This window comes from Paenibacillus baimaensis, from assembly GCF_025567575.1.
The window spans coordinates 1-15909 of sequence record NZ_JAOQIO010000024.1; the positions used below are offsets into that span (position 1 = coordinate 1).

At 41.6% G+C, this 15909-nt stretch carries 14 protein-coding genes and 1 pseudogene; 2 read left to right on the forward strand and 13 right to left on the reverse strand.

Going from position 1 to position 15909, the window contains the following annotated elements:
* From OB236_RS10195 to OB236_RS10225, 7 genes are all read right to left on the reverse strand, one after another.
* Window positions 1–534 (reverse strand): M20/M25/M40 family metallo-hydrolase (locus OB236_RS10195; RefSeq protein WP_332843722.1); only part of this gene is annotated, 534 nt, incomplete at its 3' end.
* Between the two features lie 3 nt (window positions 535–537).
* The gene (locus OB236_RS10200; protein ID WP_262683900.1) at window positions 538–1383 is read right to left on the reverse strand and encodes an enoyl-CoA hydratase/isomerase family protein; all 846 of its coding nucleotides are present in this window, start codon (window positions 1381–1383) and stop codon (window positions 538–540) included.
* A gap of 36 nt (window positions 1384–1419) precedes the next feature.
* Window positions 1420–2652, reverse strand: a complete 1233-nt coding sequence (locus tag OB236_RS10205; protein ID WP_262683901.1) for an MFS transporter — start codon at window positions 2650–2652, stop codon at window positions 1420–1422.
* Window positions 2653–2764: 112 nt separating this feature from the next.
* Window positions 2765–3535 (reverse strand): aspartate dehydrogenase domain-containing protein, encoded by a 771-nt coding sequence (locus tag OB236_RS10210; protein WP_262683902.1) that lies wholly within the window; start codon window positions 3533–3535, stop codon window positions 2765–2767.
* A gap of 37 nt (window positions 3536–3572) precedes the next feature.
* The gene (gene thrC, locus OB236_RS10215) at window positions 3573–4679 is read right to left on the reverse strand and encodes a threonine synthase (protein WP_262683903.1); all 1107 of its coding nucleotides are present in this window, start codon (window positions 4677–4679) and stop codon (window positions 3573–3575) included.
* 440 nt (window positions 4680–5119) lie between these two features.
* A complete protein-coding gene (gene dapA, locus OB236_RS10220; protein ID WP_262683904.1) occupies window positions 5120–6004 on the reverse strand; it encodes a 4-hydroxy-tetrahydrodipicolinate synthase in 885 nt (294 codons plus the stop codon).
* A 101-nt stretch (window positions 6005–6105) separates the two neighbouring features.
* A complete protein-coding gene (locus OB236_RS10225; protein WP_262683905.1) occupies window positions 6106–7290 on the reverse strand; it encodes a pyridoxal phosphate-dependent aminotransferase in 1185 nt (394 codons plus the stop codon).
* A 158-nt stretch (window positions 7291–7448) separates the two neighbouring features.
* Between OB236_RS10225 and OB236_RS10230 the strand changes: the two genes are divergently transcribed.
* Together OB236_RS10230 and OB236_RS40025 are read left to right on the forward strand one after the other, a co-directional pair.
* Window positions 7449–8432, forward strand: coding sequence for a LysR family transcriptional regulator (locus OB236_RS10230; RefSeq protein WP_262683906.1), 984 nt, complete (start codon window positions 7449–7451; stop codon window positions 8430–8432).
* Between the two features lie 197 nt (window positions 8433–8629).
* A pseudogene (locus OB236_RS40025) lies at window positions 8630–8815 on the forward strand (IS3 family transposase); the annotation flags it as partial.
* A 98-nt stretch (window positions 8816–8913) separates the two neighbouring features.
* Here OB236_RS40025 and OB236_RS10240 read toward each other — a convergent pair.
* The 6 genes from OB236_RS10240 to OB236_RS10265 form a co-directional block, all read right to left on the reverse strand.
* Window positions 8914–9978: a homoserine dehydrogenase gene (locus tag OB236_RS10240; protein WP_262683908.1), complete on the reverse strand. Its 1065-nt coding sequence runs from the start codon at window positions 9976–9978 to the stop codon at window positions 8914–8916.
* A gap of 27 nt (window positions 9979–10005) precedes the next feature.
* Complete coding sequence (locus tag OB236_RS10245; RefSeq protein ID WP_262683909.1) at window positions 10006–10791, reverse strand: SDR family oxidoreductase; 786 nt, start codon at window positions 10789–10791, stop codon at window positions 10006–10008.
* Window positions 10792–10819: 28 nt separating this feature from the next.
* Window positions 10820–11689, reverse strand: coding sequence for a fumarylacetoacetate hydrolase family protein (locus OB236_RS10250; protein WP_262683910.1), 870 nt, complete (start codon window positions 11687–11689; stop codon window positions 10820–10822).
* A 445-nt stretch (window positions 11690–12134) separates the two neighbouring features.
* Window positions 12135–13412 (reverse strand): sensor histidine kinase, encoded by a 1278-nt coding sequence (locus OB236_RS10255; protein WP_262683911.1) that lies wholly within the window; start codon window positions 13410–13412, stop codon window positions 12135–12137.
* Window positions 13413–13539: 127 nt separating this feature from the next.
* Entirely contained in the window at window positions 13540–14247 is a 708-nt protein-coding gene (locus OB236_RS10260; protein ID WP_262683912.1) for a response regulator transcription factor, read from the reverse strand.
* A gap of 381 nt (window positions 14248–14628) precedes the next feature.
* Window positions 14629–15222: a TetR/AcrR family transcriptional regulator gene (locus OB236_RS10265; RefSeq protein ID WP_262683913.1), complete on the reverse strand. Its 594-nt coding sequence runs from the start codon at window positions 15220–15222 to the stop codon at window positions 14629–14631.
* Window positions 15223–15909 lie beyond the last annotated feature (687 nt).

Below are 15909 nucleotides of genomic sequence, written 5' to 3' on the forward strand. Positions count from 1 at the left end.
CATTATATTGCTTGAAGTAAACGGATGCCATGTAATGGCTGCATCAACATCGTTGAAATAGCCGGCTCTTGCTAAATATGCCTTCCCACAACCGCCTTCTGCGGCTGGACAACCGAAATACTTCACTGTTCCCTTAACATTGTTTACTTTCATGTATTCCTTGACGGCAAGCGCAGCTGCCAGTGCACCAGCGCCAATAGTATGGTGTCCGCATCCGTGGCCTGTGCCTCCTTCTACTAGAGGCTTTTTTTCCGCAATCTCCGCTTCCTGGCTTAGTCCATACTGAGCATCGTATTCTCCCAAAAAAACGATTACTGGTTTCCCGCTGCCGTAGCTCGCTACAAAAGCTGTTTCCATGTCCGCTATACCCTTTGTTACGGCAAAACCATCTTCTGCTAAAATCTTGCACAAAAGCTCCGATGAGTTGTACTCCTCGAATTTGGCCTCTGCATGTTCCCATATACTGTCACTGACCTTGAGCAGCATCTCCCGTTTTGCTTCAATATACGGTAGTACCTTTTCTTTAATCACCATAAGCTATATGCGACCCTGCTGCTTCAATTCCTTTAACCTTTCTAACGGGCCTACCTCATCCATACACAGTCCCAAGGTTATGGAGTTGCCATGCATGACTTGATCGTCGACAAGCGCTTGTTTCCAAGGACGCATGAGAACTCCATGTGTCAAAGCTCTAGCTGCACGCGGCCTATCCATCATATACTCCGCCAGTTCCCAAGCACGGTCAAGAATTTTTTCACGAGGCACCACTTCGTTGGCCAGCCCAAGTTCGACTGCTGTTTTACCGTCAAGCCTTTTACCGGTAATAGCGTAATAGGCAGCCCGTTTGATGCCTATAGTCTTTTGAAGCACCAGCCCCATTCCATCTCCCGGAACTACCCCGGCAAGAAAATGCGGATCCCAAAAATCTACGTCTTCTGTAACAAGTGTAATATCGGCTAATGCACTGAATTCAACATGCACTCCGGGTCCGTTGACCGCTGCGATAACCGGAACATCAATACCGAAAACAAAGTTTTCCATCAATTTTTGAGATTCCATCCGCATTTTTAGCTTAGCGTCTGCGGACCACTGGATTAATGGGACCTTCCACGCATCAGGATCGCCAACCAACCACTTGTCTCCGGATCCTGTTACAATAATTACCTCATTCTCATGGTCTGCACCGATTTCTCTCCATGCTTTACCCCATGCTTCGTGAACACTCCAAACGTACTTTAACGGGCCTCCATCCGTGTGCATCTTCACTTCAAGGATTCCGTTTTTGCGGGTCATCAACATAATGTCCTTGTACTTCTCCGAGTACTCCCCAAAATTCGAAGGTTCGTATCTCTGAAACCACTCCGGTAAATTTTCTTTTGGCATTTTTATGCACCCTTTCAATTTTTATATTTTGAAGTATTAGGAACCAGCCACTGGTTCTTGCTTTGATATATCTGGTTCTTGCTTTGATGTATCTGGCGTTTTGATGACAGGAATGGTAGCGCCTGCTACTGCAGAAACAAGCACACATGCAGCGAGAAAAATGAATGCAACGTAATATGAACCACCGGAAGCATTTACAATAAATCCCACAGCCATAGGCGAAATAAAGGAACCTATTTGCCCCCCCATATTGACTATCCCATTGGCAGTACCAATACTTTCTTTAGGGAACCTTTTTAATGGCTGTGTTAGTACCGTAAAGGTAACAAAAGAACAAGTTATCTGGGCTAAAGTTTGATAAACTACAGCCATAACAGGGGTCGGAGCAATAGCCAACAAATAAAGAAAGACTGCGGCAAGAACAGCACCACCTACGACGAAATACCTTTCCTTACCAGTGAATTTATCAAGAATATAGGCTACCGCAAATGAACTCAACAACATAACGAATCCACTGATTGCAACCAAAGTACCCATTTCTGTCATAGATAAACCACGGGACTGTACCAGATAAATAGGCATCCAGGAAGCTATTCCCCAGTTAACGATATATATTCCCATGGAGGTGATAGTCAGGCTCCAAATTAAAGGATTTTTTAACATTGCCCTTACGGGCACCTGTTTAACAGAATTGTTGGCTTCCGCTTCCTTCTTACGTGCGAGTCCGAACCAGTATAAAATGAAAATGACTAGTCCAAATGCGCCGAGAAGTCCAAACAGCGAACGCCAGCCTACTGAAGCAAGTAAAGCAACGCCTGCAACAGCAGCAACAATCTGCCCAATTCCACTCCCCAACAACACAACAGTTTTTGCCCTTGCTCTTTGCGTTAAAGGGAAATTTTCAGCAACTGCGATCGAGCTGGCAGAGGGAAAGAACCCTTCGAAAAGGCCAAACAAGAAGCGAAGAACTATTAAGGAAGTTACAGACCATGCAAGCCCTGTCAAACCTGTAAAGACTGACCAGGATACAACAGCCACAAGAAGCACTTTCCTGGCACCCCATCTGTCCGCCAAATAACCGGCGGGGATCTGAACCAGAATAAATCCAAGAAAGAAAGCACTTAAAATAACTCCCGTTAAAGATGAATCTAAAGAAAATTCATTTGCTAACGGTATCATCACAAAGCTCATGACTGCCCGGTCCAAACTGGCAATTAACCATCCCAAGAAAAGTATAAAGATTAGAAAATACTTATTTTTTGTTACCATCCTATCATCTCCTTTCGTTCTTTAAATCGATAACCGGATCTTCCTTCTGTTTCATGGCTTCGATGACCCCTTCATTGTTCATAACACCCCCCTTCACGTGCCTGATCCGCGCTTAGATAATTGTTAACCCGTTATTTTCAATAATTCTTTTAATCGTATTTAAGGCTGAAACCGGAGTATAAGCACCTGTAATTAATCCTTTGGGTTCATTGAAAATCTCCAATTTAAAACTAACCCCGTCAGCCTTAATTTCAATTAAATGCGTATTACGTTCAATACTAGGATCAGCAATTATCTTAGAGTTTGTTTTATCAAAACCCAAACCGGCAAGTGCAATTCCTGCATGGACATTGACATACCTCGGATACTTTTGACACGCCATACGTGTACTGCCTTCAAAAAGTATCGTCTTCTCATTAGTATCGCATCCAAGGTTAAGGGGTTTTTTTATTGTTGTAACCGTTACACTTTGAAGTTTTTCCCTTCCGTCTCTGATGCCGTCTAAGCCCAATATCGCTCCATGCGGTATATACACTTTACGATTATGTTTTTTGCAAAGTTCTTCAATCATTACCATAAAATCTTGATCTGCAAAGGCACATGTGGAGAATATAAGCATATCTGAGTATTTCAGAATAATCGGCGCTAAATCACTTGCTGCCTGATTTGTAGCCGTTTCACAAACCAGATCCACATGATTTTTTTGTAAATAAGATTCCAAATCCTCTGCTGAATCGTACACTAATTTTTGTGGCAAATTGCTTGTTGCTTCTTTATTTATATGGTATACAAAACCAACTTCAGCTTCCTTTTCCTTACTTAGTCCTTCAAAGATATATTTGCCAATCATTCCATATCCGATTAACCCGATATTTTTTATCATTAAACCCACCTCGTTCACTTAGGATTTTTGAATTCATTTATTGGAGGGAGCCTAATAAACTGTCCATTTCATCCAATTTACAAGTGTACTGTTCCAGCTCATGACGTTCAAACGCCGCTGTATATTTTAATCCGCTTCCCGTTAAAACACAGAGGACTTTTTCATCACCACGGAAATACTTTTCTTTTTTCAGTTTTTTTACAGCGGCTAAAGTCGCGGCAGACTCAGGCTGAAGCAACAAACCTGTCCCGGCAAGCGTTGCCTGGGCATTAATAATCTCTTCATCAGTAACCGATACGCAAAGACCGTTATTCCATTTAAGCATTCTTAAAACTTGGTTCCCACTGAGCGGTAAGGCGTTTTCAATTCCATGAGCTAATGTGTTTGGTTTATCAATTCTTTCAACTTTATCCGCACCAGCAATAAAAGCGTTATAAACGGGTGAACATCCGGCAGCCTGTACACATACCATTTTGGGAACTTTTTTAATTAGACCGCATTCTTTAAATTCCCTGAAGCCTTTTTCAATACCCCGGATATGCCCGCCAGAGCTATTAGGCACCAAGACGTAATCCGGTACATCAAAATTGGTTTGTTCGCATATTTCGAAAGCCAGCGATTTATAGCCTTCAACACGAAAAGTAGCGTCTGAATTAAGCATGTAAATCCCATATTTGTTACTTAATCTAAGACTTTGCCTTTGTATTAAATCATATCTTCCTTCAACGGTAACTAAGGTTGGATTGTATATAGCAATTGGATTTATTTTTTCAATGGGTATTTGACTGCTGACAAATACGTAAGTTTTTAAACCTGATTTAGCTCCATATGCAGCTACAGACGCAGCCATATTTCCTGAAGAAACCGTAGCTATCTTTTTATAACCTATCTTAATTGCATGCAAAACGCCTGTTACTGTCCCTCTGTCTTTAAATGACCAAGTAGGGTTTGAGCTCTCATTTTTGAGATATAATTTTCCAAGTCCTATTTCATTCGCAAGCTTTTCTGACTCCAGCAAAGGAGAAAAGCCTTCGCGCAAAGAGACATCATTTATTGTGTTAAAATATGGAAAAAAATCAGCATATCTTTCTAACATATTCTGTTTCAAGAGGTTACCTTCCCGAATTCCCCCTTTTTTAACCATTTCTACTTCCAGCGGTTCATTACAATCATCGCAGCGATCTTGGAGAATATCGGCTAGGTATGATTTACCACATTTAGTACAGATTACTTTTATATTTTTAATTTTAAAGCACCTCCGTGTCATCAATATTCAAATTACAAAAGTATCAGGCGCATCCCAGACGATCGTAACCAGATCACAGAGAGGTGGTGATTTGTATATATGTCGGTTTTCACTGCGCGGGGATGGACCACCTTGGAGCCCGCCCTGGCCAGGATATACATTGGCTTATACTCAATGCTTTTCAGAGACGGCGCTTGCAGTATCAATCGGGGATCGGTAAAGGCTATACCCTCGTACCCAGCTCGACACTGCAATACGCCTCTCCAAATGAGCTTTCTTAAATTTTTCAGTATCGATGTCCTATATTTCGGCGTTGTTAAAATACGCTTGTCAAAATATTAGCTCAAAGCCCCGTATTTTATCAAAAGTTCCCTTATGATTTTTTTGTTTTCTTCTAAAATCGGAACCAGAGGCCTTCTCGATTCACCGCCCTTATATCCAAGCAAATCCAAAGCATATTTTAATGCTGATATGCCAAATCTTCCAGTAACTGCAAAATTGATTTCTAACATTCTTAACTGTAGTTCCTTAGCTTCAGCCAGTTTTCCTTCGTTGAACAAGGATACCAGCTTGCAGCATTCCTCCGGTATAATGTTCGCCAGAGCCAGGGTGGCACCTCTTGCACCCACAGCCAAAGAAGGCAATAAATATCCTGTATTCCCTGCAAACACTGCAAAATCCTCATCGGTATCCCTTACAATTTCAGAAATCTGAACGATATTACCGGAAGTATCCTTGACCCCTACTATATTGGGGTGCTTTGCCAGTTTTGCAACCAATCCGGATGAAAGGTTAATACCCGTATTGCCCGGCATATTGTACAGCATGACCGGTATCGGCACAGCATCTGCCACATCCATAAAATACTTGTATAATACTTCCTCCGTCATGCCACCTTTGTAATAGTGGGGGGGCAACAACAATACAGCATCCACTCCAAGAGCGGCAATTTCTTTCGAAAACTCTACAGTTTCCTTTGTTGATTCACAAGCCGTACCAACAAGAATTTTCTTATTTGGATTGAAATTCTCTTTAACGAATTTCACCAGCTGCATTTTTTCTTCTTTATTCAGATAAACAAATTCACCGTTTGATCCCAGAACTACTATCCCATCCAGGTCTGTTTTTCCCCAACTGTCCAGATTATGCTTCAAATAATCATAGTTGATCTGTTCATCAGCATCAAAAGGGGTCACTATCGGGGTATAAATTCCTTTAAACATCTCACTCACTCCATTCAAATTAAATATGAAATCCTGATTTCATTCGTTGCTCTTTTTCCGAATGCTGTTCCTGGAACAGCTGCAACTCCAACTGTTTCCAATTAGTTATCCTCGCTCAGGCTGTCGACGGCTTTCTTGAGGCGCCGGCAGCCTTCCACAATGTTTTCGTAGCTGTCTGCGAATGACATGCGGAGATACCCTTCGCCCCCGGCACCGAATACATCGCCGGGTATGCAGGCGATTTTTGCGATGGTCAGCAAATACTCCGCAAATTCAGCAGAAGTCATAGGCAGCTGCTTTATATTGATGAAGATATAAAACGCACCTTTGGGGCATAAGCAGCTTAGACCGTCAATCGCGTTGATTGCCTTTACCGCGTAATCGCGCCGCCTCTGGTATTCCTTTACCATATCCGCGACTTCGGTGGTTTCGTTCCGCAGCGCTATAACCGACGCTTTTTGTACAAAAGAGGGGGAACAGATCGTGTTGTGCTGGTGAATCTTATTGAGAGCGGCGATCATTTCTTTTGGGGCTGCGACATAACCGATCCGCCACCCTGTCATGGAATATGCCTTGGAAAAGCCGTTCATCGTGAAGGTGCGCTCCTTCATCCCGGGAAGGGAGGCGATGCTGATATGCTTCTCGCCATCATAAATCAGTCTTTCGTAAATTTCATCCGAGATCACCCAAATGTCGTTGCTAATTGCAATATCCGCTATCCCTTTCAGGGTTTGTTCGGATAGGACTCCACCGGTAGGGTTATTGGGGGTCACAATTACCAGGGCTTTCGTTTTTGCCGTAACCTTCCTGCGGATTTCCTCTAGGTTAGCCTGGAAGCCATTTTCCTCCGTCAAACGGTACGATACCGGCACAGCCCCCAACAACCTGGAGACATTGATGTAGTTCATCCACACGGGATCAGGAATCAGGATTTCGTCTCCCTCATTCAAAATAGTGCATAAAACGTCAAACACCGCCTCGGAAAGGCCCACAGTTACAAGAACCTCCGACGGGTCGTAGGCGACATTGTTTTCCCTTTGCAGCTTTTCCGCTATCGCTTCCCGCAGTTCATTCGTACCAAAGTTGGAGGTATAAAACACATCTCCCTCCTGAACACTTTCGATAACCGCCCTTTTTATGTATTCAGGGGTATCAAAATCCGGTCTGCCACTCTCAAAATGTAAGACTGTTTCCCCGGCCCGTTCCATCGCGAAGGCCTTTTCGTAAACCTTTCGTATCCCTGAAGGAATGAGCTTATCCATTCGTTCAGCGATAATTTTTTTCAATGACTATCCCCCCCTAAAATGTTCCGAGAAAAGAAATAAATCGGCTCATGCAGATATTTTTCTCTCTAAATTGACAATATAGTACAACCTACTTATAATCAAATATATATTATAATAAAATAAGTATTTATAAAAATAAATAATTAGGTGGTTATGCCATGTTTCGCTCACTTCACTATCTCAATGAGGTCTATAAGGAGCAAAGTTTTTCCCGCGCTGCCCAGAAACTTTACATATCGCAGCCTTCACTGAGCCTTACAATAATAAAGTTTGAACGGGAAATCGGAATACAGATATTTGACCGCAGCACTACTCCCATCCAGTTAACGGCTGCGGGCAAGGTATATATGGAAGGGATACAGCGAATTCTGGCCATAGAAAACGAACTTGAAGCATATCTGGATGATTACAAGGAATTAAAAACCGGCAGTCTTACCCTGGGTGCACCCCATCTGTTTTCAAGCTATATGCTACCAGCCTTAATTGCACAATTTTCGAAACACTTTCCGATGGTTGAAATACGCCTGGTAGAAGCGGACTTCCTGACCCTGCATGACATGACGCTGAACGGTGAAATTGATTTACTTATAGAAAGCAACCAATTCGATGAAACACTATTTCAGAACTATCAGTTATTCCGTGAGCATGTATTGCTCGCAGTCCCCTGCAGCGACCCGGTTAATGAGCAGTTAAAAGACTATTGCCTAAGCATGGAGGATATCCGCTCTGATTTACATATGGATTCAGACCGGCCATGCATATCTCTTCGTAATTTTCAAAAACATCGCTTCCTGATGGTGAAGAAAAGATATGATATGCATTCACGGGCAATGAGCTTGTGCCAGAAAAGTGGATTTGAACCTCAAGTGTTTATGTTTTTAGATCAATTGATGACTGTCTACAATATGGTCAATCAGCAGTTGGGTGTATCTTTTGTAACGGATACGATTGTCAAATTAAGCAATGCGGGAACAAACGTTGTTTTTTATAAAATAGACGACGAACAGACTACACGTTATATCAACCTTACGCATAAGCTGAACCGCTATGTATCAAGACCTATGAGCGAGTTCATACGGATGATGGCGGCTATAAGTGTTGGCGGTATTACTGCAGTCACTTCCCAGCAGCAATGGAAGTAGACTTTTGCCTAAGCAAGCCTAATGAGAAGCGGGTGATGGACATTACGTATGTCGCCACCGGTGAAGGCTGGCTCTATTGGGCGAGCGTTATGGATCGTTCTCGCGTAAGATCGTTGGCTGGCACAGAGTGAACGAATGCCAAAGAACCCGTTCTACAGGCATTAAAACAAGCCTATGGACGTCAGCACCCCGATCAGCGATTGTTACACCACTCGGATCGTGGAAGCCAGTACGCCTTATTGGATTACCAGAAGCAGCTCCAGTTGTATGGGATGGTGGGCAGCATGAGCCGGAAGGGAAATTGTTATGACAATGCCTGCATCGAGTCCTTTCATAGTGTCCTGCAGAAAGAATGGATTTACCTTCGTAAGTACGGGACGTGAGGAGAAGCCGAACGTATGTACCAAGAACTGGCAGTGTGAGAATAAGAATCTGTGTCTACTATCTTGACAGAAGTCCATATTTACATATGTTATTTTGTCTACATACCGTGTTGCTTTGATGAAAAGTCTATCGACTGACCCGATATCGTTTCTCTATATAGATTAATGACATCCTTTAATGCTGCTGCTGCTGCTCCTCTCGGGTGAGATGCACCTCCAGTTGCGCAAACGACACCCATTTCGATAGTTTCAAAAACGACACCTTTATTTGTTCCATTTACGTGCGCCAAGGGATGCTTGCTTTCAAGCTCGCAAGGTTTTACTTCTACGATCACATTCTCAGCTTCTTTGTAGGCACTTGCCAGAAGCTTTAGCGTACGGCCATTTTGTTTAGCCACCGTGATATCTTCTTTTGTGACTAGTTCAATCCCATTGATTTTTACATCATCAATTGATAAGCTACTGCCAAAAAATCCGTTGGCGAGCAGGAGAATCTTGCAAGCAGCATCAAATCCTTGCACATCCAAAGCAGGGTTTGATTCCGCAATTCCTTTTTCTTGTGCAATTTTTAGCCCTTCTTCAAAGGATAAGTTGTTCTCGCTCATGCTTGCTAAAATGAAATTGGATGTTCCATTTAAAATGCCTTCAATACGAGTAATAGTGCATCCTGCTAAACTGTATTCTCCGATATCAAGCGTTGGCAGGGCTGCTGCGGTTGCACCGCTGTATTTTAATCGGCTATTACGTCTGGCTGCTTGAGTTTTAATTTTATCGAATGACTTCACAAGTGCTCCTTTTGAAACAAAGACGATGTCCATTCCATTTGTTATAGCTTTCTGAATATAGCCAAGTGCAGGTTCCCCTGTTTCTATATTTGTCGGGGTGCATTCGATAAGAACATCTCCATTAAAAATCGGTTCGGTAATTGGAAGCTTACAAGATTCCGAATAGCTCAAAAGTGCTTCCGAACCTGTTCCGAACTCGATTAACCTAGAGAGCTCGATTCCTTTTTCATCGTAAATCATCCCTTTACTGCCAACGATTCCGATTACGAGTAAGTCAAAGCCGTATTTTTCTTTTATCAAAGCTCCGTTGAGATTAATCAGTTTTATTAGCTCTTTTGCAACAGTGCCATACCCGGTTAATATGATTTTCTTCTGCATATAAATCTCCTTTGTTTGGTAAGCTGTTTAAATGGCTTTGATCATTCCTCCGTCAATCAAGAAGGAACTGCCTGTCATATAGGTGCTGGCATCCGATACCAAAAAGGTGACGACATTGGCAAACTCTTCTGGAGAACCGTAACGTTTTAACGGTATGTTCTTTTGTGATTCTAATTTAATTTGTTCAACCGTAACGCCTGTTTTTTCCGCTTTTATCTGATCGAGAAAAGCCACACGATCCGTGGCTATCCTTCCTGGAGCAACTGTATTGATCAGAATATGATATGGAGCCAATTCCTCGGCAAGTGATTTAGTCAATCCAACAATACCGAGTCGAAATGTATTGGACAATATAAGTCCGGGTATCGGTTGTTTGATTGACGAAGAAGCAATATTAATGATTCTGCCCCCATCTTTCTTCAAGTCGGGAAGAACCTCTCGAATGAGCCGGATATAACTTAACAAATTCAACTCGTAGGCTTGCTGCCATTGTTCATCAGTGAACTGATCAAACGTCCCCGCTGGGGGACCTCCAGCGTTATTGATTAGAATATCAATTTTCCCGAATGTATTTCGTGTTGTTTGAACTAAATGATGGATATCTTCTACCTTTGTGATATCAGCTGCGCAGTAGGCTACTTTCCCTACGCCTAGTGCCTCCAGTTCACGTTTTACGGTTTCCAATTTCCCTTTATCTCGACTTGTCAGCATGACGTTCGACCCTTCTTTAACCAGTTGGGTCGCAATTGCTTTGCCAAGCCCCTGACTAGATGCAACAACTAGCGCTACTTTCTGTGACAGATTCAAATCCATAGATACCCTCCTCATTTATTGAATTAAATTAAACTTTCAAATCTTTTACAGTATTGACAAGCTTGTCAAACCCGTCAATGTGACATGCTACGATATCACCATCCCGAATCACCACTGCCCCCGGAGTGCCGGTAGAGATAATATCGCCAGGCAACAATTTCATGACTTTGGAATGAAAGGATACAAGGAACCAAGGACGGAAGGTCATATTTGAAACAACGTTTTTCCGGTGAACCTTTCCATTAATTACGGTAGAAACACTCAAATCGTCCAATTCATCGATCTCTTCAGCAGTTACTAAATGTGGACCGAAACTAAAAAAAGTATCGAAACTTTTAGAACGTGTCAAATATCTGGGGTTTTTCTGTAAAATATCTTCTGCCGTCATATCAATAATCGTTGTAAACCCGGCAATTACATTCGAGGCATCTTCTTCTGAAACATCCTTACATTCTTTCCCTATAATAATGCCCAATTCCGCTTCTGCCGTTGTCCGATCGGATTGAAACGGAATTACAATTGTATCGTTAGGCCCGATAATGGTTGTATCAGGTTTCATAAAACTCGCAGGCTCTGTATTCGGCGCCTTTTCACTTAAGTCAGCAGCGTGTTCGACATAATTTAAACCGATCCCCCAAATTTTTCTTGGATGACGATAAAGCGGTTTATAATTCACTTCGTTTAATGGGATGGTTCGGAGACCTTTCACATCATTTTCTCCAGCATTTTGATACCAGATTCTCATCAAGTCCAATTGCCCCGAACGAATGATTTCAAATACATCCGTAGCCCACTGCTGATTCATCTTTTTATTGATATCTTCTACTAATACAACGCCATTCCGAGTAACCAGTCCTGCTGTTTCATTTCCCTGCAGTTCGATCGTTGCTAATCTCATATAGTCATCTCCAAATAAATTATAGATTTTTTTAAGTATTGGGATTGAATCTTAAAATTATCTGATGCAAGGAACCGTAACGATCACCGAAACTTCCGATCACCCACTCATGCTCTCCCGGAAACAATAAATCGGCTCATGCAGATATTTTTCTCTCTAAATTGACAATATAGTATAAGCTTCTTATAATCAAATATATATTATAATAAAATAATTATTTATATAAATAAATATGTAAATAACCAGGCGGTTACGCCATGTTTCGTTCACTTCGGTCTATAGGGAGCAAAGTTTTTCCCGTGCTGCCCAGAAACTTTACATATCGCATCCTTTGGCAATCCCCCGTTATATCAACCATACGCATAAGCTGAACCGCTATAAATCAAGACCTATGAGCGAGTTCATACGGATGATGGCGGCTATACGTGTTGGCGGTATTACTGCATCACAGTTCATTTCTCAAACGAATAATGAAAAGCGTAGCCTCCTCGCCATTTTCTCTAAGTTCAAGACTTCCTCCCATTTTTTCCGTATTTCTCTTTGCAATCGATAACCCAAGCCCTGTCCCCCCCTCCCCGCTTCTTGCTTCATCTCCCCGAACAAACGGGTCAAATATGGTGCTCCATAATTCTGCCGGAATACCAATCCCGTTATCGGCAATTTCGATCTGTACCTCCGTTTTTGCAGATTTCAATTCAATCCGTAAGTATGTACCAGGCGGATTATAGGTGATTGAATTAGTAATCAGGTTTTGAACTACGCTTGTTAATAGCTCCGGATCAAATACGGCGTATACAGGTTCATCAGGTATGTACAGCTTCAATTGAAATTGTTTCTGTTCAATATCTTCATAAACATCGGCGACAATCTCACGCAAAAATTCTCCCGCATCGCTTCTCCCCAACCGTAGGAGATAATCCGGTGAATCCACCTTAAGCAAATCCATCATGTTATGAATGAGTTTGGTGACTTGAATCGATTTATGATAGATATAGCTCAAATATTTTTTCTGGCGCTCGCTATCTTCAACACGACCTTCATACAGAGCTTGTGCATAGCCTTGTATGCTCGTTATGGGGGTTTTTAAATCATGCGAAAGATCGACAATTAGACGCTGCTTGCTTTCTTCGGCATGCCGTTTTTCAGCTAAAGTCGTTTCAATAACATCCGCCATATAGTTGAATGTATCCCGGATTTGAATAAATTCCTTTTCGGCATCAAGAGAAATTCGGGTGTCATAATGCCCTTTCGTCATCCTATCCAGTCCCTGTGATATTTGTTTCAGCGGTTTTTTCAACCGTCGCGCCACCCAATAGCTATAGACAAAAATGAGCAGCAGATTAAGTCCTATCACAGAACCTAAATAATAGTAAACGGGGACTTGAAAAGTAGATCCCATTAAGTCGTCGTTTGTAGTAATCCGAATAAAATCTCTTTGTATCTTTAATAGTAAATATCGCGCTTCATCAGCATTTGAATTCAGGATTGCTACCGAGTAATAGAAGTCCTGATCGCTCAAATTCTCCAGGTTTCTATACAATGCATCTTCCGAATACTGGACGATCCGGTCCTGTTTCTCCCCGTGTACACGGAGAACACGACGATCCTCATCAAGTTCCTCCAACCACCCCTTGCTTTTGAACAATCTGCTAAGTTCAATTTGGTCCCCAGTATGATCAGCATAGAATCTTGCTTCGAGCTTAAGACCGGGGTCTACGATCATGTTCGCGTTTTCCCTTTGAAGAACATCCGTAACGGTTGTTCTAATCCAGCCGGATATCAACAGGAGGAAGGAAAGAAAAAATAATAAAAAGTAAATGATAAGCGATGTTTGTAATTCCCTCTTTTCTCTAATTTTTCGTAGGAACTTCAATTTTGTATCCCAACCCTCTAATGGTTTTTAAGTACACCGGTTGTTTTGAATCCTTTTCAATTTTATCTCTTAAATTGCTGATATGCACCATAATGGCGTTATCTTCATAGGCGTAAAAATCTCCCCATACCGATTCGTATATTTTATTACGAGTAAATACTTTTCCCGGATGTTCCATCAGTAAATCAAGGATTTTAAACTCGGTACGCGTAAGGATGATCTGCTGACCGCTGAGGTAAACCTTGCATTCTGTTCGGTCTAACGTCAACTCACCCACATCAATCTTGTCATTTTCCTTTTGCCGGGAATTTCCCGCATCAAAATGGTGAACTCTTCGAAGCAAAGCATGAACACGCGCCACTATCTCCAGTGGATTGAACGGTTTCGTAATGTAATCATCAGCCCCAAGCTCCAAGCCTAATATCTTATCGTGATGTTGACTTTTTGCAGATAAAAAAATGACCGGCAGGTGATGCGTTTCTCTAATTTTTTTGATCAACTTGAGTCCATCCATACCGGGCATCATGATATCAAGAATGGCCAAATCAATCTTTTGATTTTTTACAATGGACATTGCTTCGATTCCGTTATGGGCTTGAATAATTTTGAAGTCTTTTTCTAAATACAATTGCAGTAATTCAATGATCTCGGATTCATCATCGGCGATTAGAATGTTATATGTCATAACTCCTCCTATTGAATTTCATTATATGTAAAATTTCAACTTTGATAAGTGACCGTACTTGAAATGAGCCTTTATTTCTAAATTATTCCACATTGTTTCATTATAAAAGAGTTTTCTTAAGACAGCATAAGCAAAATATTTAGATTATCTAAATATGGCTTTTTAGGAACGGAATTAACAAATCCACAAATTATCGACGCAAGAAAGGTAGTGACTTCTTCATAGAACAAAGCCGGCAAATTCGAAGCGGAGTAGCGTCTTTCCACTACAAGAGAGACTCCGTCTGCAACAACCGATCGTAGCCGGAGTTGGTTGCAAGTGGTTCATTTAAGTTTAAGTAGGTATACGTTTTTTCTCTGGGGTAGTCGCCAGTTTGTCGTTTTATGTTTCGGCTGTATAAATTGGCATTAACACGTCATCAACAAGTTGTGTTAGATACTCTTTTGATACCTTTCCACCACGCATCATGTTCTCAAAACGCAGCAGGTCAAAGGGCAAGCTCATCTGCATAATCGAGAGCTCATGCTTTAAATCCCCTCGTTGTATGGCAAATGCCTGTATTTTTTCCATCACTTCAATATTACTTTCAAGCCCTCGTATGGAGAACAGCCGGAATTTCTCATTTCTTTGACTTAATTCATATAAAATTGCGCTCATAAGCTCTGCACCCACTGCTTCTAAAAATTGCTGGTAGAGCTCCACAGCCGCTAATAAATCCGCCCGCAAGCTCCCTTTTTTTTGCACTAAATCAATCATTTTCTCGCCAAGCGCTTGCCTAAATCTGTATTGCACCAACGCATATAATAATTCCGCTTTGTTCGTATAATGACTGTAAATTACGGTTCTGCTTGTTTGGGCCTGTTTTGCCACGTTTTGAAAGGTCATATTCTCATATCCGTAAGTTTGAATAATGTCATATGCAGCTTCCAGAATTGCGACTTCCAATTCTTTTCCTCTTTTTCGTTCAGCAGCCATAGCTGTATCCTCCTGATTGGTCTTTTAGAATAACAATACCATAAATTAACGTACAGATTGTACTTTATTTATTCAGTGTGTATAATGAATATTACCTAAGAGCTAGTAAATATTGCACTCTTACTTTGTCCTTGGTGCAATACAGCGACAGTTTTGTTTACAACTGCAAACTCCATTAAAGTTCTTTATTTTTAATTATACATTTCTCAATAATTCCGAAAATCTATTCTCATCAATTTTGAAAAACGAGGTTGAAAATGTTGGTTTATCAAGGGTCTTATCACAACTTGTGAGAAAGTGCATGGAATCGCACCTGAACTAAACCGCAGTTTTCCATAATCCCCTATGCTTGCATATGCGCTTTTCGCTACAATATAAAAAAAGTAAGCCGTCAGCTGCTCAAGCAGCAGATAGGTTTACTTTTTCAGTACCAGTATTAGAAGTAAATATTAGGACAAAGGAACAACTTTTTTCGAATCCTATGATTCGAAAGCAGCGACTTCAGCCACTTCGTCGTCAAGCAGCCAACGGATCAAATTGGATTTGTGAAAGCCGAGGTCGACCATCGCGCCCATGAGCACCTGCATTCGCTGCTGCAATCGCACAGGGAGCGTGAACTATCCCTCACTACTAATACTGATCATGAGAAGTATAGCTCTCATGGAGTCTTAGCCTCGACTATAACAA

What these genes read in the sequence shown, in the direction of transcription:
- OB236_RS10200 (WP_262683900.1), bottom strand. Translation starts at nt 1,383, where the DNA reads ATGCCAAAAGAAAATTTACCGGAGTGGTTTCAGAGATACGAACCTTCG.
- OB236_RS10205 (WP_262683901.1), bottom strand. Translation starts at nt 2,652, where the DNA reads ATGGTAACAAAAAATAAGTATTTTCTAATCTTTATACTTTTCTTGGGA.
- OB236_RS10210 (WP_262683902.1), bottom strand. Translation starts at nt 3,535, where the DNA reads ATGATAAAAAATATCGGGTTAATCGGATATGGAATGATTGGCAAATAT.
- thrC (WP_262683903.1), bottom strand. Translation starts at nt 4,679, where the DNA reads ATGGTTAAAAAAGGGGGAATTCGGGAAGGTAACCTCTTGAAACAGAAT.
- dapA (WP_262683904.1), bottom strand. Translation starts at nt 6,004, where the DNA reads ATGTTTAAAGGAATTTATACCCCGATAGTGACCCCTTTTGATGCTGAT.
- OB236_RS10230 (WP_262683906.1), top strand. Translation starts at nt 7,449, where the DNA reads ATGTTTCGCTCACTTCACTATCTCAATGAGGTCTATAAGGAGCAAAGT.
- OB236_RS10240 (WP_262683908.1), bottom strand. Translation starts at nt 9,978, where the DNA reads ATGCAGAAGAAAATCATATTAACCGGGTATGGCACTGTTGCAAAAGAG.
- OB236_RS10245 (WP_262683909.1), bottom strand. Translation starts at nt 10,791, where the DNA reads ATGGATTTGAATCTGTCACAGAAAGTAGCGCTAGTTGTTGCATCTAGT.
- OB236_RS10250 (WP_262683910.1), bottom strand. Translation starts at nt 11,689, where the DNA reads ATGAGATTAGCAACGATCGAACTGCAGGGAAATGAAACAGCAGGACTG.
- OB236_RS10255 (WP_262683911.1), bottom strand. Translation starts at nt 13,412, where the DNA reads ATGATCGTAGACCCCGGTCTTAAGCTCGAAGCAAGATTCTATGCTGAT.
- OB236_RS10260 (WP_262683912.1), bottom strand. Translation starts at nt 14,247, where the DNA reads ATGACATATAACATTCTAATCGCCGATGATGAATCCGAGATCATTGAA.
- OB236_RS10265 (WP_262683913.1), bottom strand. Translation starts at nt 15,222, where the DNA reads ATGGCTGCTGAACGAAAAAGAGGAAAAGAATTGGAAGTCGCAATTCTG.